The sequence below is a fragment of the Streptomyces sp. NBC_01214 genome (assembly GCF_026340975.1).
In the GTDB taxonomy this organism is placed as follows: domain Bacteria; phylum Actinomycetota; class Actinomycetes; order Streptomycetales; family Streptomycetaceae; genus Streptomyces.
Genome location: NZ_JAPEOS010000001.1, coordinates 5,011,657 through 5,032,165, shown reverse-complemented (window position 1 = coordinate 5,032,165; position 20,509 = coordinate 5,011,657). Strand labels below are relative to the sequence as shown.

23 protein-coding genes are annotated in these 20,509 nt (G+C 70.0%); 5 read left to right on the top strand and 18 right to left on the bottom strand.

From position 1 onward, the window contains the following. Positions 1 to 382 precede the first annotated feature (382 nt). From OG594_RS23570 to OG594_RS23560, 3 genes are all read right to left on the bottom strand, one after another. The gene (locus OG594_RS23570) at positions 383 to 676 is read right to left on the bottom strand and encodes a DUF6342 family protein (protein WP_266602101.1); all 294 of its coding nucleotides are present in this window, start codon (positions 674 to 676) and stop codon (positions 383 to 385) included. Between the two features lie 501 nt (positions 677 to 1,177). After that, the gene (locus OG594_RS23565; protein ID WP_266602099.1) at positions 1,178 to 1,441 is read right to left on the bottom strand and encodes a hypothetical protein; all 264 of its coding nucleotides are present in this window, start codon (positions 1,439 to 1,441) and stop codon (positions 1,178 to 1,180) included. A 588-nt stretch (positions 1,442 to 2,029) separates the two neighbouring features. After that, positions 2,030 to 2,752: a DJ-1/PfpI family protein gene (locus tag OG594_RS23560; RefSeq protein WP_266602097.1), complete on the bottom strand. Its 723-nt coding sequence runs from the start codon at positions 2,750 to 2,752 to the stop codon at positions 2,030 to 2,032. Positions 2,753 to 2,922: 170 nt separating this feature from the next. On the opposite strand from OG594_RS23560, the gene OG594_RS23555 reads away from it, so the two are divergent. Continuing rightward, positions 2,923 to 3,954: a GlxA family transcriptional regulator gene (locus OG594_RS23555; RefSeq protein WP_266602095.1), complete on the top strand. Its 1,032-nt coding sequence runs from the start codon at positions 2,923 to 2,925 to the stop codon at positions 3,952 to 3,954. A 199-nt stretch (positions 3,955 to 4,153) separates the two neighbouring features. Here the strand turns inward: OG594_RS23555 and OG594_RS23550 are convergent, their stop codons facing one another. The 11 genes from OG594_RS23550 to OG594_RS23500 form a co-directional block, all read right to left on the bottom strand. Beyond that, on the bottom strand, positions 4,154 to 4,813 hold the full coding sequence (locus OG594_RS23550) for an HAD family hydrolase (protein ID WP_266602093.1): 660 nt from the start codon (positions 4,811 to 4,813) through the stop codon (positions 4,154 to 4,156). Between the two features lie 19 nt (positions 4,814 to 4,832). Continuing rightward, complete coding sequence (locus tag OG594_RS23545; protein ID WP_266602091.1) at positions 4,833 to 5,798, bottom strand: LLM class F420-dependent oxidoreductase; 966 nt, start codon at positions 5,796 to 5,798, stop codon at positions 4,833 to 4,835. 80 nt (positions 5,799 to 5,878) lie between these two features. After that, complete coding sequence (locus OG594_RS23540) at positions 5,879 to 6,367, bottom strand: flavin reductase family protein (RefSeq protein ID WP_266602088.1); 489 nt, start codon at positions 6,365 to 6,367, stop codon at positions 5,879 to 5,881. Between the two features lie 97 nt (positions 6,368 to 6,464). Further along, positions 6,465 to 7,832 carry a mycothione reductase gene (locus OG594_RS23535; protein ID WP_266602086.1) on the bottom strand — a complete coding sequence of 456 codons (1,368 nt, stop codon included), beginning with the start codon at positions 7,830 to 7,832 and terminating at the stop codon, positions 6,465 to 6,467. A gap of 431 nt (positions 7,833 to 8,263) precedes the next feature. Further along, complete coding sequence (locus tag OG594_RS23530; RefSeq protein ID WP_266602084.1) at positions 8,264 to 9,430, bottom strand: glutamate--cysteine ligase; 1,167 nt, start codon at positions 9,428 to 9,430, stop codon at positions 8,264 to 8,266. 50 nt (positions 9,431 to 9,480) lie between these two features. Next, on the bottom strand, positions 9,481 to 10,602 hold the full coding sequence (locus OG594_RS23525) for an iron-containing redox enzyme family protein (RefSeq protein WP_266602082.1): 1,122 nt from the start codon (positions 10,600 to 10,602) through the stop codon (positions 9,481 to 9,483). Then, positions 10,599 to 10,871, bottom strand: a complete 273-nt coding sequence (locus OG594_RS23520; RefSeq protein WP_266602080.1) for a CDGSH iron-sulfur domain-containing protein — start codon at positions 10,869 to 10,871, stop codon at positions 10,599 to 10,601. Before OG594_RS23520 ends, OG594_RS23525 begins: the two co-directional genes overlap by 4 nt. Next, positions 10,855 to 11,496, bottom strand: coding sequence for a HemK2/MTQ2 family protein methyltransferase (locus OG594_RS23515; protein WP_266603146.1), 642 nt, complete (start codon positions 11,494 to 11,496; stop codon positions 10,855 to 10,857). The genes OG594_RS23520 and OG594_RS23515 overlap by 17 nt, the downstream gene beginning before the upstream one ends. Positions 11,497 to 11,775: 279 nt before the next feature. Continuing rightward, the gene (locus tag OG594_RS23510; protein ID WP_266602078.1) at positions 11,776 to 12,042 is read right to left on the bottom strand and encodes a DUF4235 domain-containing protein; all 267 of its coding nucleotides are present in this window, start codon (positions 12,040 to 12,042) and stop codon (positions 11,776 to 11,778) included. Beyond that, entirely contained in the window at positions 12,039 to 12,416 is a 378-nt protein-coding gene (locus OG594_RS23505) for a DUF3618 domain-containing protein (protein ID WP_266602077.1), read from the bottom strand. The genes OG594_RS23510 and OG594_RS23505 overlap by 4 nt, the downstream gene beginning before the upstream one ends. Beyond that, positions 12,413 to 12,826, bottom strand: coding sequence for a phage holin family protein (locus OG594_RS23500; protein WP_266602076.1), 414 nt, complete (start codon positions 12,824 to 12,826; stop codon positions 12,413 to 12,415). Before OG594_RS23500 ends, OG594_RS23505 begins: the two co-directional genes overlap by 4 nt. A 390-nt stretch (positions 12,827 to 13,216) precedes the next feature. Here OG594_RS23500 and OG594_RS23495 point away from each other — a divergent pair, with 390 nt between their 5' ends. Continuing rightward, entirely contained in the window at positions 13,217 to 13,690 is a 474-nt protein-coding gene (locus tag OG594_RS23495) for a hemerythrin domain-containing protein (RefSeq protein WP_266602075.1), read from the top strand. Between the two features lie 96 nt (positions 13,691 to 13,786). Here the strand turns inward: OG594_RS23495 and OG594_RS23490 are convergent, their stop codons facing one another. The 3 genes from OG594_RS23490 to OG594_RS23480 form a co-directional block, all read right to left on the bottom strand. Then, the gene (locus OG594_RS23490) at positions 13,787 to 14,221 is read right to left on the bottom strand and encodes a MauE/DoxX family redox-associated membrane protein (RefSeq protein ID WP_266602074.1); all 435 of its coding nucleotides are present in this window, start codon (positions 14,219 to 14,221) and stop codon (positions 13,787 to 13,789) included. A gap of 761 nt (positions 14,222 to 14,982) precedes the next feature. Further along, positions 14,983 to 15,528, bottom strand: coding sequence for a DUF5133 domain-containing protein (locus OG594_RS23485; RefSeq protein WP_266602073.1), 546 nt, complete (start codon positions 15,526 to 15,528; stop codon positions 14,983 to 14,985). A gap of 4 nt (positions 15,529 to 15,532) precedes the next feature. Further along, the gene (locus tag OG594_RS23480) at positions 15,533 to 15,886 is read right to left on the bottom strand and encodes an STAS domain-containing protein (protein WP_266602072.1); all 354 of its coding nucleotides are present in this window, start codon (positions 15,884 to 15,886) and stop codon (positions 15,533 to 15,535) included. Positions 15,887 to 16,012: 126 nt separating this feature from the next. On the opposite strand from OG594_RS23480, the gene OG594_RS23475 reads away from it, so the two are divergent. From OG594_RS23475 to OG594_RS23465, 3 genes are all read left to right on the top strand, one after another. Further along, on the top strand, positions 16,013 to 16,342 hold the full coding sequence (locus tag OG594_RS23475; RefSeq protein WP_266602071.1) for a helix-turn-helix domain-containing protein: 330 nt from the start codon (positions 16,013 to 16,015) through the stop codon (positions 16,340 to 16,342). Positions 16,343 to 17,164: 822 nt separating this feature from the next. Next, positions 17,165 to 18,379, top strand: coding sequence for an IS110 family transposase (locus OG594_RS23470; RefSeq protein WP_266602070.1), 1,215 nt, complete (start codon positions 17,165 to 17,167; stop codon positions 18,377 to 18,379). A 251-nt stretch (positions 18,380 to 18,630) separates the two neighbouring features. After that, positions 18,631 to 18,981: a VOC family protein gene (locus tag OG594_RS23465; protein WP_266602069.1), complete on the top strand. Its 351-nt coding sequence runs from the start codon at positions 18,631 to 18,633 to the stop codon at positions 18,979 to 18,981. A 639-nt stretch (positions 18,982 to 19,620) separates the two neighbouring features. Here OG594_RS23465 and OG594_RS23460 read toward each other — a convergent pair. After that, positions 19,621 to 20,085 carry a lamin tail domain-containing protein gene (locus OG594_RS23460; protein WP_323185272.1) on the bottom strand — a complete coding sequence of 155 codons (465 nt, stop codon included), beginning with the start codon at positions 20,083 to 20,085 and terminating at the stop codon, positions 19,621 to 19,623. Positions 20,086 to 20,509: the final 424 nt, after the last annotated feature.

The window sequence follows — 20,509 nt, the reverse complement described above, 5'->3', positions numbered from 1 at the left end:
CCCGCGCGGCGGTCCAGGACCCGGGGTCCGCCCCAGGCAGGACGAGGAGAACGGCAAGGCGTGCCCGGGACGGCGTGCCGGGTGCCGGCGGGTCGGGTGCCGGCGGGTCGGGTGCCGGCGGGTCGGGGACTTGCCCGGTGTGTCTGACTGCAACGTCGTCGTCCGCCCGCCACCCCCACGCCTGACCAGGGGGCAGCAGATGACCAGAGGGGCGGGAAGGGCTTGGCCTCCCGCCCCCCTGGGACATCAGTCGAGCCTGGACGCCTCGACGCTGTTCATGCCTTCCCGAACTCTCCGACGGTGATGCCGGCCTGCTGTGAGTTCACTGCGGCCCGACGTCTCCTTGGTGTTGCCGGCCGGGGAGGTTCGCTTGCGTCGCTGCCTAGTAGGACAGGTCCTTCTGCTCTGTGATCAGGCGACCAGCGATGTGTAGGTTGCCGTCGGAGTCGAGTACCGCGATGACCTTCTTCGTGGAGCCGTGGTGGGTCGTGAAGTAGATCTTGTCCGCCTCCTGTGAGGTGGAGTAGTTCGTGTTCACCGAAAGCTCGATGCTCACCGGAGAGCTGATGAGCACGTCCTTCGAGGTCGGGGCGATCTGGTTCTGCCGCAGTTTGATACGGCCGTGGTTGTCACCCTCATCCCAGTCCGACGCCACCCCGAGATCGATCTCAGCCATGAGGTTTCCCCTCCAGTTCCGGCGGGCCGTTTCCTCTGCCGGGCTCCGGCAGCGTCGTTCCGCACACGAAGCCCGACAAGACGCGCCCACTCCCGAGTGAAAGAACTTCCTCGGTTGGATGACATGTGACATCACCCGAACCGGTGAGGAGCCTACGCAACTCGGTCACCTGACGGGGACAGATTCCGAAAATAGTCATCTTATATCGCAGAGTGACTATTTTTGATCAAATCGGTCACACCGTAGTTGGAGTGCCGAACGCCCTGAAGGCTCACCGGATCGCTCGATGGCGTGCGCCGTCTGCCGCGCATACGACGCGGCCCTGGCGCTCCGTTGCCGGAGTGCCAGGGCCGAGGACGGTCCGGTCGTACTGCCCCAGAGCGCTCTGGGCACCGGCCCTGACCCGCGCACCCATGTCGGCGCGGACTGCCCACGACCCTAGCGGCCCGCCGAGGACCGACGGGCCCGGCCCACGCAGACAGCGGGCCGGGCCCACGGGGTCTATCGCGCCTTCGGCAGCGCGGCCAGGGCGCGGCGTTGCTCGCCGTGGCCGTTGCTGACGACCCGCCACACCGGAGCGCGGGCCCCGTCGCGGGTCAGCCGGGGCAGGGCCGTGGTCGCCACAATGAGCTGGTACTTCACGCTTCCCGTCCTGCCGGCAAGGGCCGGGGATTCGTCGCGCAGGTTGCGCAGCGCCCGGGGCACCTGGCTGGAGGTGAAGGGCCCGACCGCTCCGCGTCGGGAGAAGGCAACAGAACTCGGCAAGGCCCGCGCCTGCCACTGCGCCAGCATGTGCACCTGCCCGTGGCCCGGTGGCCAACCGGTCCTGTTGGGCTGGCCCTCCCACCGCAGCCCGAACCGACCCGGAGAACCATGCCCGGTACGGTCACGCATGGTGGGATCCGCGTACGGACCCGGCGCCTACCTCATCGAATGCCCGTAGTGCACCCGTGCCCACTGGGTCACCGTGCGCAGGCCATGGCAGTGCCGTGGGTGCCGCGCCAGCCTCGGAGCCACGCCCCCCTTCTACAGCCCAGCAGAGCAACTGATCCGCTTCGGCGAAGATGACTCGCTCGTCTCAGCCCTTGTCGAGGAGGACATGCGACGGCTCGCGGAGGAACAAGAACTCTCCGGAGCGGTCGGTTCGCCGGTTCCTCTTCGCTGCGGCGGGACGGCCATCGTGCTGCGCGGTCGAGCAGTGCGCGCGTTGTTCGCTCGTGCAGGAGTAGCTGACCGCCACCCCGAGGCCCCTTCTGCGTCGGCCCCGGTGCAGGTGCAGGGGGGCGTAGGCCACCGGCGGGGCAGGCCTGCCGCGCCCGATCGGAAGCCCGGCCCCCGCCCAGCCCACCGAGCTCAGTTGCTCAGGTGCGCCAGCAGGGCAGGGTGGTCGGTGAGAGCGGTTTGGAGCAGCTGGCGGGCGAAGGGCGCGTACTGGCCGCTGTCGGCGGGTGTCCAGTCGATCGGCCCGAAGGGCGGCTCGGGGTCGTACTCGATGAACAGCTGGACCATCCGTGCGACCTCTTCACCGGCGAGGCGGCCGACAAGATGCAGAGCCATGTCGATACCGGCCGAGACGCCGGCCGCGGTGATGAAGCGCCCGTCCTCGACCCAGCGCCGGAGGACCGGTGTTGCCCCGAAGCGGGTGAGCAGGTCTCGGTACATCCAGTGCGTGGTGGCCTGGCGGCCTTCCAGGAGCCCTGCCGCCGCAAGCAACAGCGATCCGGTGCACACCGAGCCGACGAGCTCGGAGCGCGATGCCGTTTCGCGCAGGTTCTGCAGGAGATTCTCGTCGGCCATTGCGGCAAGGGTGGGGACGAGGCCGCCGGGCACGATCACCGCGTATGGATCCGCCATCTTCTCGAAGGTGTGGCTGGGCACCAGAGACAGCGGGGTGTCGCTTCCCATCGGCTCGATCCGCTCGCCGACCACAACGGTGCGGTAGCCGGGGACCAGGTCGGACAACGCGGCGAAGACCTGCAGCGGGCCGACGATGTCCAGCGGGGTGAGGCCCGGGTACAGCACGAAGGCAATGGTTTTCACCGGTGCCTCGGACGGCGCGGGCGGGGTTTCGGTCATGGCATGTCTCCTGAATCGATCGGTGGTGGTCGCGGGCTGGCGGTGAACCGCCGCACCGGCGACTCCGACGACTCTCACCCACAGCTGCCGCCGAGGGGGGAAGTCCGCGGACCCGATGTCCGAAATCCTGGGATGCCTGTCCTACGGTCGGACTAGGTAGTGTCGAACGCATGACGACAACTGTCCGCCACCACGTGGTGGTCGTGGCCTACGACGATGTGGAGCTGGTGGAGGTCGCCTGCGTGACCAGCGCCTTCGACGGTGCGAACCGCCTCCATGCGAGTCCGCCCTACGAGGTCCGCCTGGTCACCCCGCAGGGCCGCCCGGTGCGCTGCTCCTCAGGACTGGTCCTGGGCGCGCAGGCCGCCCTGGAACGTACCCGCGGCCCGGTCGACACACTGCTGGTCGTCGGCGGGCCGGGTCACGCCGCGGCGGCGCAGAACACTCGGCTGGTTGAGCACGTGCGTCGCCTGGCCGGAATCAGCCATCGGGTCGCGTCGGTGTGCACGGGCACGAGTGTGCTGGCGGCCACCGGGCTGCTCGACGGCAGGCGCGTCACGACCCACTGGGCGTACGCGCGCAACCTCGCGCAGCGTCACCCGGCCGTCCACGTCGACGCCGCGCCGCTGTACCTTCGCGACGAGCACGTCTGCACCTCGGCCGGCGTCACCGGGGCGCTGGACCTCACCCTCGCGTTCATCGAGGAGGACCACGGTCCGGCCATCGCCCGGATGCTGGCCCGGATGATGGTGACCTACCTCCAAAGACCGGGCAATCAGGCCCAGATCAGCATGTTCGTCGGCGCACCGGCTCCCGAGGACGGGACCGTGCAACGGACCGTCGAGCACATCACCGGACACCTCGACGGCGACCTCAGCGCCACCACGCTCGCCACGTACGCGGGAGTCAGCGCACGTCATTTGGCCCGGCTGTTCCTCGACCACCTCGGGCAGACCCCGGCCCAGTTCGTACGCACCGCCAGAGCCGAGGCGGCCTCGCAACTCCTCGTCTCCACAGCCCTGCCGCTGGCCTCGGTTGCGCGGCGCTGCGGGTTCAGCTCCGCCGAGACGATGAGGCAGTTGTTCCTGCAACACTACGGAACCACACCCAGCCAGCACCGCACGGTCCACAGCACTTCCCGGGACGCACCCGCAGCGGGGCGACATGATCAATCGCAGCCGCTGGAGAGCGACATGACGTGAGGCACGGAGTGCTCCGCACAGCGCGCACCGGACGTACGTCACCGCGACCGGGGGTGCGCATCCCGAACGACAGCTGCTCCATCTCCACGCCGTACCCAACGCGGGGCGTCACGCCGCATGCGCTGTGCCGGCCGGCTTGTGCGCGAGGGGCGGGTAGCGGCGCTTCGGACGCAGCACACCGGGGAGGCCCTGGTACGGCTCACGCCGGAGGGCGCCCGCCGCCTCGGCGTGACACCCACAGGTGACGGATGGAGGCAGACCCGGGTGGCATCGAGTCAATCGACCACACCCACGGCGAACGCCTCTGGCATTCGTTCGCGGATCCTGAGCAAGGCCGCAGGCCTGCCTGCATGTCCCAGACGGTGTCGCCGACGAGTACGGCGCCCTGCGCGGGTGCGTCGGCGAGGCCGAGGGCGTGGTGCACCGGATCGGGAGCGGGCTTGCCCTCGCTCACGTCGTCGGAACTCGCCGTCGCGGTGATGGCGTCGTCCGCGTCGACGGCCCGTCTGAGCGCGTCGAGCTCGGCGTCTTTGGCCGACGTCACGAGCACGACCCGCCAACCCCGTCGGTTCAGCTCGCGCAGGAGATCCGCTGCCGAGCCCAACGGGGGCAGCCGGTCGAAGTACGTTCCGTAGAGGGTGCTGTGAGCGGCGCTGAGCGTGTCGTCCTCGGTCGTATCCCGATCCTCGCCCAGCACGTGCGCGAGGAGGTCCTCACCGGGCAGTCCGATCGCGCGGTGGATGTCGTGCATGGCAATGTCGTGGCCCGCCTGCCTCAAGGCCTCCCACCAGCACACCACGTGCAGGTGATTGGTATCGGCGAGGGTGCCGTCGACATCGAACAACGCGGCGCGCTTCACGTCCGCTTCCCGGCCGTTGTCACAGCTCCCCCAGAGCCGGCAGCAGCTTCGTCTGGGACCACTCCAGGAAGGGCTCCTGCTGGTCGCCGCCGATCTGGATCAGGGCGACTTCGGTGAATCCTGCGTCGGCGTAAGGGCGTACCGCATCGACGAAGGCGTCCACGTCATCGCCGCAGGGGATGGCATCCGCCACGTCCTCGAGCCGGGTGTACCGCGAGGCCTGGGCGAAGCTCGCGGGGCCGGGGAGTTCCGCGTTGACCTTCCATCCGCCGAGCGCCCAGCGGAACTGTTCGTGTGCCCGGGCCACCGCCGCGTCGCGGTCGGGGTCGTAGGCGACGGGGAGCTGGCCCACGCACGGTTTGTCGGAGCCTCCGTACGCGCCGAACGCGGTCAGCAGCTCCTGCTTCGGCTCGGTGGCGATGAGCAGGTCGCCGCAGCGGCCCGCGATCTCGCAGGAACGTCTTCCGGAGACGGCGATCCCGATCGGGGGCGGATCGTCGGGGAGGTCCCAGAGTCTGGCGTCGTCGACGTCGAAGTGGCTGCCGTGGTGGCTGACGTGACCACCGTCGAACAGGGAGCGGATGATCCCCACGGCTTCCTCGAGCATGTCCAGGCGGACGTGGGCTGCGGGCCAGCCCGCGCCGACGATGTGCTCGTTGAGGTTCTCTCCCGAGCCCAGACCCAGCCGGAAGCGCCCCTGGGAAAGGAGCTGCATCGTGGCCGCCTTCTGGGCGATCACGGCAGGGTGGTAGCGGAACGTCGGGCAGGTCACGTACGTCATGAGCGGGATCCGGGAGGTGGCCTGCGCGGCGGCGCCCAGGACGCTCCACGCGTAGGGCGCGTGACCTTGCGCCTCCAGCCAGGGGAAGGAGTGGTCGGAGATGACGGAGAAGCCGAACCCTGCCCGCTCCGCCGCCACCACGTGGTCGACCAGTTCGCGGGGCCCGGCCTGCTCGGTCATCATCGTGTACCCGATTCGCACCATGTTCGGCGCCTAACCCGTTCGGCCCCGTTCAAACGCGCCCCGCCCCCGGAAGCGGGGGGAGAGCGGCCCGGCCCGGGGCCTCAGGCCGGGTGGCCGGGCTCCAGGTCGCGCAGTTCCCGGTATCGGAGCAGTGGGGGCGGCGGGCCCTCGATCGGCGGGCAGACTGCTACCGGAGCCAGGAGGAAGCCCACGTGGTCACCGCCCTCGATCCGCCCTTCGATCCGGCCGGTGAACCAGATGGGCGCCCGCTCCAGGACCGGACTGCCCGCTCGTCCCGGCCGCCAGCCGACCCGCGCGAACTTGTCCACCTCGTCGCCCGTCTCCCCTCCGAAGAGTTCCGCCAGCGCCCGGTCGTCGCGGCGGAGCAGGTGCACGGTGAGGTACTCGGCCTCACGCGCGACCTGGTAGGTGCGGTTGGCGATCGACAGCCAGGTGGTGAACCTCGGCGGGTCGATGGAGCACTGCGAGGCGAAACCCACCAGGCAGCCGTCCCGCTCGCCACCGGACGCGGCCGTGACCACGTACACCGGGCCGTCGAGCACGTCGGTGAAGGGGTTCAACTCCGTCACGGCTCCTCCTCGTGTTCCGAATGGTCCAACGGCCCCCACAGCGGCTACCCCGAGCGATGATCCGCAATCCGTCGGCGCCGGCCGCTCGGCCCCGGCCTCACAGGTCGAGGTCGAGGAGGGCGTTCTCCACGACCTCGGTGAGCGCGGGGTGGATCCAGTACGGGGACTTGGTGAGGGTCGTGGCGTCGATGCCGAGGGTCGCCGCCAGGACGAGGGGCTGGATGAGCGTGGGGGCATGCTCGCCCATCAGGTGGGCGCCGAGGAGGCGCCCCGTACGGGGCTCGGCCAGCACTTTGCAGAAGCCGGTGGTGTCCTCCATCGCCCAGCCGTAGGCGATGTCGCCGTAACCGGCCGTGCCCACCCGGTAGTCCAGCCCGCTGTCGCGGCGCTCCTGTTCGGTGGCACCGACGGAGGCGATCTGCGGGCGGGTGAAGACCGCCGCCGGCACCAGATCGTGATCGGCCGCGATCAGGTCGTCCGGGTGCCGGAGGTTGTGGGCCACGACCTTCGCCTCACGGTTGGCCACGTGTTTGAGGGGCACCGGTGAGCAGATGTCACCGAGTGCGAACACACCTTCCGCAGTGGTGCGCTGGTGTGCGTCGACGATCACACGGCCGTCGTCGTGGGTGGCGATTCCGGCCGCTTCGAGGTCCAACCGGTCGCTGTTCGGCACGCGGCCCACCGCGACGAGCAACGCGTCCGCCTCGACCGTCGACCCGTCGTCCAGGGTCAGCCGTAGCCCGCCCGGCCGACCGCCGACCGCCGTGACCTCCCGGCCGAGCCGGAGGTCGTAGCGGGAGCGGGCCAGGTCGGTGAACCGCTCCCGGACCGTCTCGTCCTGGGGGCCGAGCAGCTGCTCTTCCTTCTCGACGATGGTGACGGAGCTTCCCGTCCCGGCGAACACATCGGCCAGTTCCGCGGCGATGTAACCGCCGCCGAGGATCGCCAGGTGCCGGGGCGGGGCGTCGATGCGCATGATGGTGTCGGATGTCTCGTACGGCAGGCCCGCGTCCAGCACGGGCCCCGGAACCAAGGGCCGACCGCCCGCCGCGACGACGATCTGCCCGGCGCTGACGTCGACGGGCCCGTCCACCCGGTCGATGCGGAGGGTCCTGGGGCCGGTGAACCGCGCCCTGCCCTCGTAGAGGGTGACCCATTCCTGCTGCTCACGGTACGTACGGCCGTCTTCCCGTTCGGCGTCCAGCCGCGTGAAGACCCGGTCGCGCACCTCGCGCCACCGCACCGCTCGCAGCTCGGCGTCCACGCCGTACGCGCCCGCTTCGCGGACGGTCCGGGCGACGTGCGCGGTGTAGGTGAGCATTTTGCTCGGGATGCATCCGGCGTTCAGGCAGGTTCCGCCGAACCAGCGCTCCTCCACGATGGCCACGTCCAGATCGGCGAACGAGTCGTCGATGACGGCGTTGCCGGATCCCGCACCGATGACGACAAGATCGTGGTGACGCATCCGGGCAGCCTACGAGGCCCTGCGCCGAGATGACGCGCGGGCGCGCTGATCACGCTGATGTCCACGGTCGTCGGCGTCCGCCTGCAGCTCGTCAGCGGGGCGGATCTGCTCCTCACGGCCGATGCCCGGACGCTGGTGCTTGGCACGGTGACCCCCGGCATCCGCGCTGCCCTCGGCCGTGCCCGAACGCCGCAGAACGGCATCGTCCGCCGGCTGCCGGGCCGCACGGGCACCGCTCGCGCCCGCGGCCCCGGACGGCTCGGTCCGCCGCGCGTGCTGCCTGGGCTTTCCGTGGTCCGTCACCGTGTCCTCCCTTGCTGGTGTCCGTGTCCTTGATGGTGTCCGTGTCCAGCGGCTACCCCGCCGTGTCGCCTTCAGTCGGTCGACGGCCTGGGTGCTCCGCTCCGGTCCGCGTCGACGTGTGCGCCGCGTCAGCCGGTGGCGGTGGTGCGGATCAGATCGCCCACCACTTCGCTCAGGCGTTCCCGCCGCAGGTACGCGGCGCGCTGGCGGGCGGCCCCGCCTCCGGAGCTCCGCACCCGGTGGAACGCCTCCTCCGCGAGTTCGAGGTCTCTCGCGGCTGCGAGCCCGGGCGCGGCACGGGCGAGGAGTCGCTCCGTCAGTGTCACGGCCGGTACGCACTCCCCTCGCACGGGGTCGAGGCCTTCGCCCGCCAGCCCGTGCCGGGCGGCGAGCCGGTGGGCGGCGCGCAGGCACCCGGCGGGCAGATCGGGCGGCGGGCGCCCGTCCCCGATCTCGCGCAGCAGTACGGTGGCCAGGCCCCGCACCAGGGCGGTGAGCAGCAGCACCACGTCGAGGTCGGCGTTCACGTCGCAGACCCGGATCTCCAGCGTCGGTACGTGCTCGGAGGGGCGCGCGTACCAGTAGATCATTCGGCGGTCCAGCAGGGTCCCGGTCGTCACCAGATGGTCTGCGAGGCTCTCGTAGCCGGCTTCGTCGAGGAGGGGCGCGGGCCCCACGCCGGGCCAGCGCGCATGCTCCACGGACCTATGGTCCGCCCAGCCGCTGTCCCTCCCGAGGGAGAAGGGCGAATTGGCGGCAAGGGCTTGAAGCGCAGGCAGCCAGGGACGCATGTGGTTGGCCAGCGCGAGGGCCTGCCCGCGTCCGTCCACCCCGACGTGGATGTGGCAGCCGCACACCATCCCGTCGTACGAACCGACCAGTGAGGGCCACCGGGCGGCCATCCGCTCGTAACGCTCTCCCGGGGTCACGGTCGGCGGGATCCCCGGTGGGATCACGGGAGTGCCGGCGGCCACCAGGCGGCATCCCTCACTGGCTGCCACCTCCCCCAGCACCTTGCGCAGCAGGGACAGTTCGGACCTCAGCTCGGTCAGAACCGCCGTGGGTTTGGTGCATACCTCTACCTGCGCGCTGAAGAATTCTGCCTGGACCTGTTCGCCCAGGACCGCGGTCGCGGCTTTCACCACGTGGGGACCACGGCCCGCAGGGCGTCCCGTCAGCCGGTCCACGAGCAGGAACTCCTCCTCCACCCCCACCGTCGGACCGTGTCCGGCCCGCGGCAGTGTCGTCCGTGCACGATCCGTGCCGCAGAGCGGGGCGGTCATCATGGAGGACATGAAGGAGCCCTTCGTCGAATGGGCCGGAGCGAGCCGGAACCGGCTCTCCCTCAGTACCTCGCTCCTACCCCGCCGCCCGGCAGCCAGTCGCTGAAGGAGACACTTCCCGCGCGCCCATCGCCCCCGTCACCGTGCCCGGGCGTCGTCCGCAAAGCGCTGCGCCCCTGGTCCCAGGCGTCTCGGAGGTGGACCGCGAGGCGGTCCTCCAGCAGGACGGTCGCCGCGCATCCGAACGCGATGTCCGCCTCCAGGTAGGGCTCGTCGGCCAGCAGGCCTCCGATCACCTCGTGGCGCACCACCTGTTCGTGGACGGCGTCGGCTTCGACGTGCTCCGCGTAGAAGTGCTCGGCGGAAGGTCCCGCTCCGCAGCGCAGCATGGCTTTGGCGAGGCGCCTGGAGCCGGGCGACGAGGTGACCTCGACGCATGCGAAGTGACCGACGAGCGCGCCGCGCAGGGCGCGGTGGAGCCCGAAGAGGGACATCAGGTTCACGGTCGCGAGCAGCGGCGCCGGCGCGCGGTCCAGGTAGCGGCCGTAGTCGGGATCCAGTTGCAGGTCGACCATGAGGTCCGCGAAGAGCCGTGCGTGGATGCGGTCGGCGCGGCCCGCGCCGAACTCGTCGTACTCGATGGCGACCATGGCGGCCTTGGCCCGTCCGGTGAGGCGCGGGATGATCCAGGCGTGCGGGTCGGCTTCCTTGAGGTGGTAGAGGGAGCGCAGGGCCGCGTACTCACGCAACTGCCAGAGCTCGCCCTCGGTTTCCAGGTGGTGACTGAGACTGCCGGAGAGGTCCACGGGCTCCACCAGAAGCGGGGCGAAGGCTTCCTCGACCGTTCGGGGTGGGTCGGGCAGCTCAATGCGCAGGGCGTGCAGGACGCGGGTCTCCAGCGACTGGCGCAGCCGCAGTAGCTCCGGGTCCCATTCGCGCTCGTCGTCCACGCCGTCGAAGCCGCGGTAGTGCAGCTCGTAGAGCAGGTAGAGGGCGAGCTGGAGGTCCTCGCCCCAGGGGTCCGCCTTGAGTACGGACCCCGTGGCGTACACCGGCGGGCCGCCGGATCGCAGGGCCTCAGTCACGGCGCGGGACAGTTCGCCCCGGGCCTCGACCAGGCGGGGTCCGGCGGCCGGCGCCACCGTGTACGGGCGCGGGTTCGACGTCGGGCTCGGCGAGGTCATCGCGGGTTCCTGTCCTCGGGAGGCGGGCCGACCCGCTCACGACAGCGGTGGCTGGTGTCGCACCACGGGTACGCACGGCTGCGGCGGCAGGTGCACACCGCGACCATGAAGCGGTCGGACCGGGCGACCGTCCCGTCGTCCAGGACGATCTCGACCGGCCCCTCGACCAGGACCGGACCTAGCGGGTCCACCGATACCCGGCGGGCCGGCGCCCGTACGGAGGCCCAGGCCGGGGCCGGGGCCGGGGAGCTGTCAGAGGGACCGGGCACGGATGATCACCAGCTCTTCCCACTCGTCGGTCTCTGCCGCCAGACCCCGCTGCTCCAGCCAGGCCCTTCGCGAACGCAGTACGGGGCCCCACGGCACCGAAGCACTCGCCGTAACCTCCGCTGCCAGCCCCACGCCGGCCAGGCGATCCAGGGTCTCACCGGCCCCGCACATCGCCGAGTGCACCATGAGCAGGACGCCCCCGGGACGCAACAGGGAGGGGGCTCGGGCGCAGATCCGGTCGATGACCCCGCGCCCGTCGGGGCCGGCGTCCCAGGCCCGCTCCGGTCCGCGCGACGGCAGCCGGACCCCCGGGGCGGGGACGTACGGCGGATTGGCGACCACCAGGTCGAACCGGCACCCTGCGGTGCGCGCCGCGAAGTCGCCGTGCAGGACGCGTAGGGGCAACCGTCGGCGCAGCGAGTTCAGCCGCGCCGTGACCACGGCGAGCCACGACACATCGACCGCCGTGACCCGGGCTCCTCTGACCGCGGCGTGCAGTGCCAGCGCGCCGGTGCCCGTACCGATCTCCAGCGCGTCCGTACGCGGCCCGAGTTCCTCCTGGGCAAGCGCCTCCGCGAGGAAGAGGGTGTCCGCCTGCGGCCGGTAGACGCCCGGCAGGGCCATCAGGTCACATGGCAGCGGAGGCAAGGACAGGACCGTACTGGGCACCGCGTACCTCCCGGTGGAAATGCGGTCCTCGGAGCGGACCGCAGAAATCGGACGACATTCTGCGACTGCCCTCGCCGTCGCGGCCCACCCACATCATCGGCGCTCTTCAGAGGATCGGACGAATGCCGGACCTTGATCTCCCGGCTCGCCACCTGCCCCTGCGCCACGGATTCCACGCAGCCGACCGAGCAGGAGCCCGGCGCCGTACGCCTCTGTCCCGTGTGGCCGTGCGGGTCAGCCCGGCCAGGTGCCCGTCATACGACGCGTGGCCACGGCGCCGGAGCGGTCGACCGCGGCCTTGACCACGGCGAAGATCGCGCCCTGGAGGGCGGCCGCGATCAGGATCTGCCGCCAGGAGCGGTCTTCGTCCGTGGCGCTGGGAGCGTCGTCCTCGCCTTCGACGACCTTCCAGACCTGCTTGAACGCGGCCCCCGCGATCAAGCCGCTGACGGCGCCCAAGGCCAGACCGACAGGCTTGTAGGCCACCTTCGAGGCTTTCATCGCCGTGCCCTGCTGCGCCGCAAGATCAGCAGGAGGACGGCCAGTGAAGCGCCGGCCACGAGCAGCGGCTTGCGGTTGGCACGTGCCACCCTCGCGGCCTGACCCGCCCTGTCGAGCACCGGATCGGGTGTCGTGTCCTTCACGAGCTGAGCGGCATGCTGGGTCCGCACGCGGATCTGGTCGGCGACCGCGGCGGTCTTCTCGGCGGCCTGTTCCTTCACGGCGGCTGTCTTCTCCTTCACCTGCGCCTTGACGTCGGCCTTGTACGCCAGCGCCTCGACGGTCTGCCCGAGCTCGTCGCGGGTGTGCTCGACCTGCTCGCGCAGCTCGTCAGGGGTGGGCGTGCCGAAATTCGTTCGGGGTTGGTCGGTCATCGGTGCACCTTCTCCTTGATTTCGGCCAGATCGGCCTTGACGCTGTCCATGGTCTGCTCCGGGACGGGTGCGCCGGCCTCTGCGATCTGCTTCTTCCCGGCCATGGCGGTCACTGCGGCGACCACCGCCAACACCGCCGTGACGATCAGGGCCGATGCCCAGACCGGGAGCATCGACGCGAGCGCTGCGATGCAGGCTGCGGTCAGGGCCTGAGCTGCCAGGATTCCGATCAGGCCCGCCGCACCGAAAAGGCCGCCGCCCTTGCCGAAGCGTTTGCCCTTCGCGGTCATTTCTACGCGGGCCAGCTGCATCTCCTCGCGGACCAGCTCCGAAATCTGCTGGGAGGCGCGCGAGACCAGCACACTCACGGATTCATCGGAGCTGTGGATCTGCCGCTCTATCGTGCTCATGCGGAGTCTCCCCTTCACGATGTGCACGCTGTTGTCGTGACGCGCCTACCCGGTATGCGAAGGGACACCCACACCACGAGCGGAAGCTTCTGCGCACACCGCAGTGCAAGGGCTAAACCACCAATGCCCCGGGCGGGTGCTGGTGCCGGACGAGTGGGCCGTATGGCCGGTGCGGCCATCACCGCCATCCGCACCGTGTGATCGCCGCCGGCCCCTGCGGCCGAGCCGAGCTCCGCCGGGGGCGACAGGCCGAAGGCGCATCAGCGTTCGGCGTAGGGAGGGTCGCCTGTACGAGGCATCCCCTTCGGTCACCAGTGTCGCCAACGCACCACCGGGTACACGGGTCAGGGCGGTCGGCTGCTCGCCCGATGGACGACGGAAGGAGACCCGGTGGACGGGATCGTACTGCTCAAGGAAGACCACAAGACGGTGGAGAAGCTCTTCAAGCAGTTCGAGAAGGCCGGCGACGGCGCGCACATCACCAAGCGGAAGATCGCCGACCAGGTGATCGAAGAACTCACCGCGCACACCTGGATCGAGGAGAAAATCTTCTATCCGGCAGCCCGCGAGGCGGCCCCCACCACCAAGGACCACGTCCTCGAAAGCATCGAGGAGCACCACGTCGTCCTGTGGATGCTTTCGGAACTCAAGGACCTCGATCCCGCTGACGAACGGTTCGACGCCAAGATGACGGTCCTGATGGAAAACGTCCGCCACCACGTCGAGGAAGAGGAGAAGGAGTGGTTCCCCGAGGTCCGCAAGGCCATGGGCCGCAACCGCCTCACGGAACTCGGCGAACAGATGGAAGCGGCCAAGAACGCCGCACCCGGCGACCCCTTGGCCGTCCCCAGCGCCGACCACTGACATTCCCCCACACTGCCGAAGGCGCCCACCGTCATCCGTCCACCGTGGGCTTCTACCGCGCGCCTTCTCCGACTCGTCGGTGTACTCGCGGGTGCGTCACCGGTGCCCGTTCAGGCCCTCTGCGATGAGGGAGATGCCGATGCCCAGCATCCAGACGTCCTTGGCCAGCACGATTCCCTGCTCGGTCGGGCGCAGACTGCCCTCCTCACGCATCCCCGGCGTACGCAGATAGAGCCCGATCGTGCCGACGGAGAACGCGGTCAGCGCAACCCCGGCGACGGCGGCAGGGACAACCGGCACGAGCAGCGTGGCGGCTATGGCGAGTTCCCCGGCGGAGAGCAGCCGTACGAACTTCTGGGCGTCGGGCTTGCCCAGGAACGGGTAGGTCGTGGCGGCGAACTGCTGCAGCTTCTCGGAGGTGGTCTCGTCCGCGCCCAGTTTCGTGAGCCCGGAGTTCAGAAAGAACGCGCCTACCGTGAGCCGGAGCGGAAGTTGCCGTGCTGCGGAGCAGCGTGCCCAAGCGGATGCCATGCCAAGCCTCCCAACATTGGCCCCGGACACCACCCTGCCACCCGTTGCAACCATGTCAACCGGGGGCCGAGTCAACCGCGGGCCGATCCGCCCCACCCTCCGGACCGGGTTCGCTCGGGCGGGATGCCGGCCGCCTGGCAGGACTGTCGGTCATCCGTGGGCTAGGTATCGGTGGCCGAGGTATCGGTGACCGCTGGAGCCGTGGGGGTCGAGCTTCCCCCCGGGCGCGCAGCCGCAGCCGCAGCCGCCTTCGACAGCAAGGGACCCCGTCGCCATGTCGCCCATCTCGCCCTAGAATGTCCAACGACCGCCCCGCGCCGATGGCCGCTCGGACGCGTGCCCCAGCAGACCGCTCTCCTCACGTCGACAGGGTCCGTTCACTGGCCCAACGCCCGCTTCAGCTCTACCTTGTCCATCTTCGAACGGCCCTAGATACCCTTCTGCTTCGCCTCGTTGTAGAGAACCTCATTCAGCGCGCTCGCGACCCCTCTCCCGCGTCCGCCGGCAGTTGCTCAACGGGCTTCCGGTGTGTTGCTTGCTTCCCGGCACGCTCCACACGGGCCGGGTCGGCAGGCGGGCTCACGCCGGTGCCTGTACGTGACGGGGCTCCCGGCGGGCGACCGTGCTCGTCCACGGCCGCTCCCAAGTCGGGAAGCAGGTTGGGCCGCGGGTCTTGTTCGTTCTTGGCGTTCATGATCGGCCGTCTCTCGTTGTGGGTGGGCGGGGCCCTGCCGGCCGGCCCGTACTTCGAGGCCATGAGGTCAGCCCGCGGTGTACTGGACGGCCTCGCACAGTGCCTCGGGGGCGAAGGGTTGGCCCATGAGGATGCAGAGCCTGAACAGGGAGTCCTCGAAGGCCCGGCATGCCTCCGGGTCTCCGGGCTCGGCGGTCAGGCTCAGGCAGGTCTCGAAGAACCGGCCGAGGTCCTTCTCGGCCCCCTCCCGCAAAGGCAGCAGGTACGGGCCCGACGTCGAGGACGGTAGGGGGACCGGGGTGCGGGCCGTGTGGACAGCCTGGCGCAGCACCTGCTCGGCGCGGGCCGGGACGGGTGTGCCGCGGGAGGCCTCGATCGTCGCGGCGGCCGGGACGGTCTCTGGCAGGCCGGCACCTGCGACCGCGGCGGACAGGACGCGCTCGGCCTCGCGGGCTGCGGCCGGGGTCGTCAGTATCAGCGTGCACACCTCCCACGGGACTGCACGTTCGGAGGGCGGGTGGGTGGTGGCGGTCTCGGGGATGCGGTGGCGGACTTCGTGGCTGTGGGCGAGGGGGACGGAGGCGGGCATGGAGATCACTTGCTTTGAGCGCACGCGTTCAGGTGAGGAGGGAGCGGGTGTCGGTGAGGGTCAGGAGCCGCTCGACGCGGCGCCCGGCGGCCGTGATGTACAGGGTGCGTCCGGCCCGCAGGGCCGTGTGGCGGGCGGTCAGGAGGGCGTTGAGGCCGGCGCAGTCGCAGAAGGTCACCCGCTCCAGGTCCACGAGCAGGGTCGCGCGGTGGGAGACGAGGGCGGCCAGGAGGGCCCTGCGGAGGAACGTGGCATTGTCGAAGTCGATCTCGCCACTCACCACGACCTGGACCGTCCCGGGCCGTGGGCCGGGGGTCACCCCGACCTCCAGGCCGGCCGCGCTCGAGGGACAGGGCCGGTGGTCGGGCGTGGTCGCGGTCATGGCTGCCTCCCCACACGTTCTGGGGGCTGTTTCTGCTTCCAACAGCATGGTCGGCATTGGACCAACATACGTCAAGAAATACATGAAAAACAGGACGTATATACAAGACGGGTGCAAGCTGGAGGCATGGGTGATGAAGGCCTTCCCCAGGGGGCATGGACCTTCCTGACCAGTCATGCCCGTGTTCTGCTCGCTCTCGCCCGCGACCCCGAAGTCCGCCTGCGGGAAGTCGCCGAGACCTGCGTGCTCACCGAGCGGACCGTCCAGGCGATCGTCGCGGACCTGGAGCAGGAGGGATACCTCACCCGGGTACGCGAAGGACGACGCAACCACTACCGCATCAACCCCGGCGCCCAGTTCCGCCACCCCGCCGAGGCGGGGCGCGACATCGCGGGGCTCCTCGCCCTCTTCTCCGACGACCCGCCCTCAAGCCGTCACAAACGGCAGCGTGCCTGACCGGCCTGCACTTCTGTGTCGTGGCGTGCGGTGCGTGCGGGGCGGCCCCGCGCGTGGCACGGTGGCAGGGCGACGAGGGGTCCACGCACGCGGTGGGCGCCGCTCGACGAAGCCACCCCGGCCGGGCTCCGCCACGGACGCCGGGACACTTCTCAAACCCCTCGCACCGGGAGCCCCCACCCGTTCACACCGCCGGTCGGGTGACCTGCCAGCGCGACGCGGCCGGTCCCACCGCAGCAGGCCGCGGCGCGGGCGAGGGTGCCCCCCGACCCCATCACGGCTTGGGATCTACGTGCTCGACCGCAAGCGACTCAAGGGCCGCACCAGGGTCACCCACTGGAGCCCCGCCACCCACCCCCCTCGAACCCCGGGGCGACGGCACCCGCGCGGCCGACGTCTTGCTCCCGGCGCACAGCAGCCACTCGTTCCGCTACCTCGTGGCCAGCGACTACTGGTTCGACGACGAACACGCCGACCACCACGACGGCAACAGCTACCGCATCCACACCTGATTCACGCATGACGGTCCCGTCTGCACCACGGCCAGTTCGGGGAGCCCCCGTTATGTTTTTCGCGGTCCTGCAATGGGGCTGCTGGCCTCCGGGCCCGGTATGACTGTGTCCCCTCTGTCGAACGAATGACCTGGGGGGTGGTGTCGCCGGGCCCGGGAGGTGCCGTCGGAGACGCTGATGAGAGACCCGGCCACCGCCCGGCCCGGCGCAATGCCGGGCAGAGATGTGGGCGGCAGGTCTGCATAACGTAGATGCGCGAGCACGGTGCCACCGCCAAGGGCGGCACGGTCAACACCTCTGGAGTCGTGCGATGTTAGACACCGAAGGCATAGGCGTCTTCCTCGGGTTGGACGTCGGCAAGACGGCCCACCATGGCCACGGGCTCACGCCGGCCGGGAAGAAGGTCTTTGACAAGCCGATGCCCAACAGCGAACCGAAGCTGCGGGCCGTGTTCGACAAACTCAAGGCCAAGTTCGGCACCGTCCTGGTGATCGTGGACCAGCCCGCCTCGATCGGCGCCCTGCCCCTGACCGTCGCCCGCGACGCGGGCTGCGAGGTCGCCTACCTGCCCGGACTCGCGATGCGACGGATCGCCGACCTCTATCCGGGAGAGGCGAAAACCGACGCGAAGGACGCCGCGGTCATCGCGGACGCCGCCCGGACGATACCTCACACTCTGCGATCGCTGGAGCTGACCGACGAGATCACCGCCGAGCTCACGGTGCTGACCGGCTTCGACCAGGACCTCGCGGCCGAGGCCACCCGCACCACCAACCGGATCCGCGGGCTGCTGACCCAGTTCCACCCCAGCCTCGAGCGGGTGCTGGGCCCGCGCCTGGACCACGCCGCCGTCACCTGGCTCCTCGAGCGCTACGGATCCCCGGCCGCACTACGGAAGGCCGGCCGTCGCAGACTCGTCGAGGTGATCCGGCCCAAGGCCCCGCGCATGGCCGCCCGGCTGATCGACGACGTCTTCGACGCCCTCGACGAGCAGACCGTAGTGGTCCCGGGAACCGGCACCCTCGACGTGGTCATCCCGTCGCTGGCCCGCTCGCTGGCCGCGGTCCACGACCAGCGCCGGGCCCTGGAAGCCCAGATCAACAGCCTGCTGGAGGCGCACCCTCTTCACCAGGTCCTGACTTCGATGCCGGGAGTCGGAGTCAGGACCGCCGCCGTCCTGCTGGTCACCGTCGGCGACGGCACTGGCTTCGCCAGTGCCGCCCACCTCGCCTCCTACGCCGGCCTCGCCCCCACGACCAGGTCGTCGGGAACCTCGATCCATGGTGAGCACGCACCACGAGGCGGAAACCGGCAGCTCAAACGCGCAATGTTCCTCTCCACCTTCGCCTGCATGAACGCCGACCCGGCCTCCCGCGCCTACTACGACCGGCAACGAGCCCGCGGCAAAACCCACACCCAGGCCCTCCTCCGCCTCGCCCGCCAACGCATCAGCGTCCTGTTCGCCATGCTCCGCGACGGCACCTTCTACGAATCCCGGACCCCCGACGTCACTCTCGCCGCATGACCACCCCAAACACTCGCATACCAGGCACCACGTCCTTGACGAAGGACATAGAGACACCCCCCGGGCCCGAAAGCCCTCTACTCCGTCCGTCCGGGCGGGCGGGCGGGCGGGCGGGCACATCAAGGAACACGGACTCCGTTGGACATTCAAGTCAGCCATCGTGTCATCGAACCCAGCCGGGGATCTTCTGGACCTTGGCGTGCCAGGATGCCGGGGACGACCGTCAACACGTTGATGGACAGGGGCCAACCATGATCAGCGGTGCGCATGTCATCCTCTACAGCCAGGACGCCGAGGCGGACCGTGCTTTCATCCGTGACGTCCTCGACTTCCCCATGGTCGACGCGGGCGGCGGCTGGCTCATCTTCAAGTTGCCCCCGGCCGAGGTCGCCGTACACCCTGCCGATGGCCCACCCCGGCACGAGCTCTACCTGATGTGCGACGATCTTGATGCCCAGCTCCGCGAATTCCGCGCCAAGGGCGTCGAGATCACCCGCCCGGTCAGCGAACAGCGCTGGGGCAAACTGACTGCTGTCCGGCTTCCCAGCGGCGCCGAACTCCCTCTGTACGAACCGTCGCACCCCACCGCCCACAACTTGTGACTTCGACAGCACTCGGCTCGGCCCATCGCACGACGAGCCCGAGGCTGGTAGCCGCTGACCCACACGCTTCTCCTCCCCGACCAAGGCTCTCCGGGCGCCTGGCAGGTACCCCACGGGAGCTGCCGGATCCCGGCCCGGCCGAGCTCTACGGGACGGCCCCTCCACCAACAAGATCACTACGGTTACGACTACAGGCCCACCAACGAGCGCCCTGTACGACGAACTGTCTCCGTACGGCCTCGCGGGCACCCAGTTCGCCCCGCCCGGCTACCAGGAATGCGCGCTTGGCCTGCCGGCCCTCCCTCACCCCGAAGGTCTCGGAAGCACCGCAGCTCCCTGCGTCCGACCGGCGGAACCACACGGCTCCCCCACGCCGCAGGGTGGGAGCACTGCCGACCGTCGCTCTTTTCGCCGTTCTCTTCGGCTCCCCCTCATGTGAGCTGCGGCGCCGGCCAGCAGTTCTTCGGACCGCCTGTTGAGGGCAGCAGTGTGGGCCGTCGCCCGGTCGGGGCGACGGCCCGTGCTCGCGTGCCGGTCAGTGGCTGGTGGCCGTGTGGTCCGGCTGCGGGTGGGTCATGTCACGCAGGTTCCGCGGCGCGATGCGCGGCCTGCGCGTGGTCGTGGTGGTGGGGGTGGTGGTTAGCGGCGGCCCCAGGTTTCGGTGTCGACGGTGCGGCCGCGGTCGTCGCGCAGGGTGGCGGTGTCGGCGCGGTTGCCCCAGATGTACTCGCGGCGGTCCTGGAAGAGGTCGGTGCGGGTGTCGCGGCCGTTGCCGGTGTGGATGCGGATGGTGGCACGGGAGGCGAGGCGGACGTTGTCGAAGCGGTAGCGGTTGCCGTCGCTGTCGCGCAGGGTCCAGCCGCGGAGGTTGATGGCGTTGCGGGTGGTGTTGGTGATCTCCACCCACTCGTTGTTCAGGGAGCGGTTCGAGTGGTCGTCGCGTCCGGGGCTGTCGGCCTGGACCCGGCTGATCTCCACCCGCGGCCGCTGGTGGTGACGGTCCCCGTCCGCGGCGGACGCCGGCAGAGCGGCGGCAGAGACGATGGCGCCGGCGGCCAGGACCGTGGCGGCAATACGACGTACGGAGGAAGAAGCAGAAGACATGGGTGACGCTCCCTCAAGAACAGTGCCCCACCAGCCGAAACAGGATGGTAGAGGCAGTTGCGGGGGTGGCTCGGGGTGAGCCGTGGCCACACTCTCGACCCGACACGAGCCCCACCGCAGCCCCCACCGACGCCGGTTACCGGACACGGACATATCCGTCACACTCGCCTGCACACCGCACGCATTCCTCCCGAACGTGCCCCTGACATTCACTGACCGCTACACCCACCCGCCCCACGCACCGCGCCCACGGCGCGGCGTGCTCCGGCGCACTACCGGGCGCACTTCTCCCCCGCCTCACCCGCCCGGGCTAGTTGATCAAGTAACAACCGTTCTGCGGAATTCTTCGCACCCAAGTCCGCAATTCGCACACATTTCTCACCCTGCAGCAGGCCGCGTACCCCTCAGCCGGTTCGGTCGGGTA

Bases quoted from the DNA above. Each gene is read 5' to 3' on its own strand.
- OG594_RS23570 (WP_266602101.1), bottom strand. From the start codon at position 676: ATGGCTGAGATCGATCTCGGGGTGGCGTCGGACTGGGATGAGGGTGAC.
- OG594_RS23560 (WP_266602097.1), bottom strand. From the start codon at position 2,752: ATGACCGAAACCCCGCCCGCGCCGTCCGAGGCACCGGTGAAAACCATT.
- OG594_RS23555 (WP_266602095.1), top strand. From the start codon at position 2,923: ATGACGACAACTGTCCGCCACCACGTGGTGGTCGTGGCCTACGACGAT.
- OG594_RS23545 (WP_266602091.1), bottom strand. From the start codon at position 5,798: ATGGTGCGAATCGGGTACACGATGATGACCGAGCAGGCCGGGCCCCGC.
- OG594_RS23535 (WP_266602086.1), bottom strand. From the start codon at position 7,832: ATGCGTCACCACGATCTTGTCGTCATCGGTGCGGGATCCGGCAACGCC.
- OG594_RS23530 (WP_266602084.1), bottom strand. From the start codon at position 9,430: ATGTCCTCCATGATGACCGCCCCGCTCTGCGGCACGGATCGTGCACGG.
- OG594_RS23525 (WP_266602082.1), bottom strand. From the start codon at position 10,602: ATGACCTCGCCGAGCCCGACGTCGAACCCGCGCCCGTACACGGTGGCG.
- OG594_RS23515 (WP_266603146.1), bottom strand. From the start codon at position 11,496: ATGGCCCTGCCGGGCGTCTACCGGCCGCAGGCGGACACCCTCTTCCTC.
- OG594_RS23510 (WP_266602078.1), bottom strand. From the start codon at position 12,042: ATGAAAGCCTCGAAGGTGGCCTACAAGCCTGTCGGTCTGGCCTTGGGC.
- OG594_RS23505 (WP_266602077.1), bottom strand. From the start codon at position 12,416: ATGACCGACCAACCCCGAACGAATTTCGGCACGCCCACCCCTGACGAG.
- OG594_RS23500 (WP_266602076.1), bottom strand. From the start codon at position 12,826: ATGAGCACGATAGAGCGGCAGATCCACAGCTCCGATGAATCCGTGAGT.
- OG594_RS23490 (WP_266602074.1), bottom strand. From the start codon at position 14,221: ATGGCATCCGCTTGGGCACGCTGCTCCGCAGCACGGCAACTTCCGCTC.
- OG594_RS23480 (WP_266602072.1), bottom strand. From the start codon at position 15,886: ATGACCGCGACCACGCCCGACCACCGGCCCTGTCCCTCGAGCGCGGCC.
- OG594_RS23475 (WP_266602071.1), top strand. From the start codon at position 16,013: ATGGGTGATGAAGGCCTTCCCCAGGGGGCATGGACCTTCCTGACCAGT.
- OG594_RS23470 (WP_266602070.1), top strand. From the start codon at position 17,165: ATGTTAGACACCGAAGGCATAGGCGTCTTCCTCGGGTTGGACGTCGGC.
- OG594_RS23465 (WP_266602069.1), top strand. From the start codon at position 18,631: ATGATCAGCGGTGCGCATGTCATCCTCTACAGCCAGGACGCCGAGGCG.
- OG594_RS23460 (WP_323185272.1), bottom strand. From the start codon at position 20,085: ATGTCTTCTGCTTCTTCCTCCGTACGTCGTATTGCCGCCACGGTCCTG.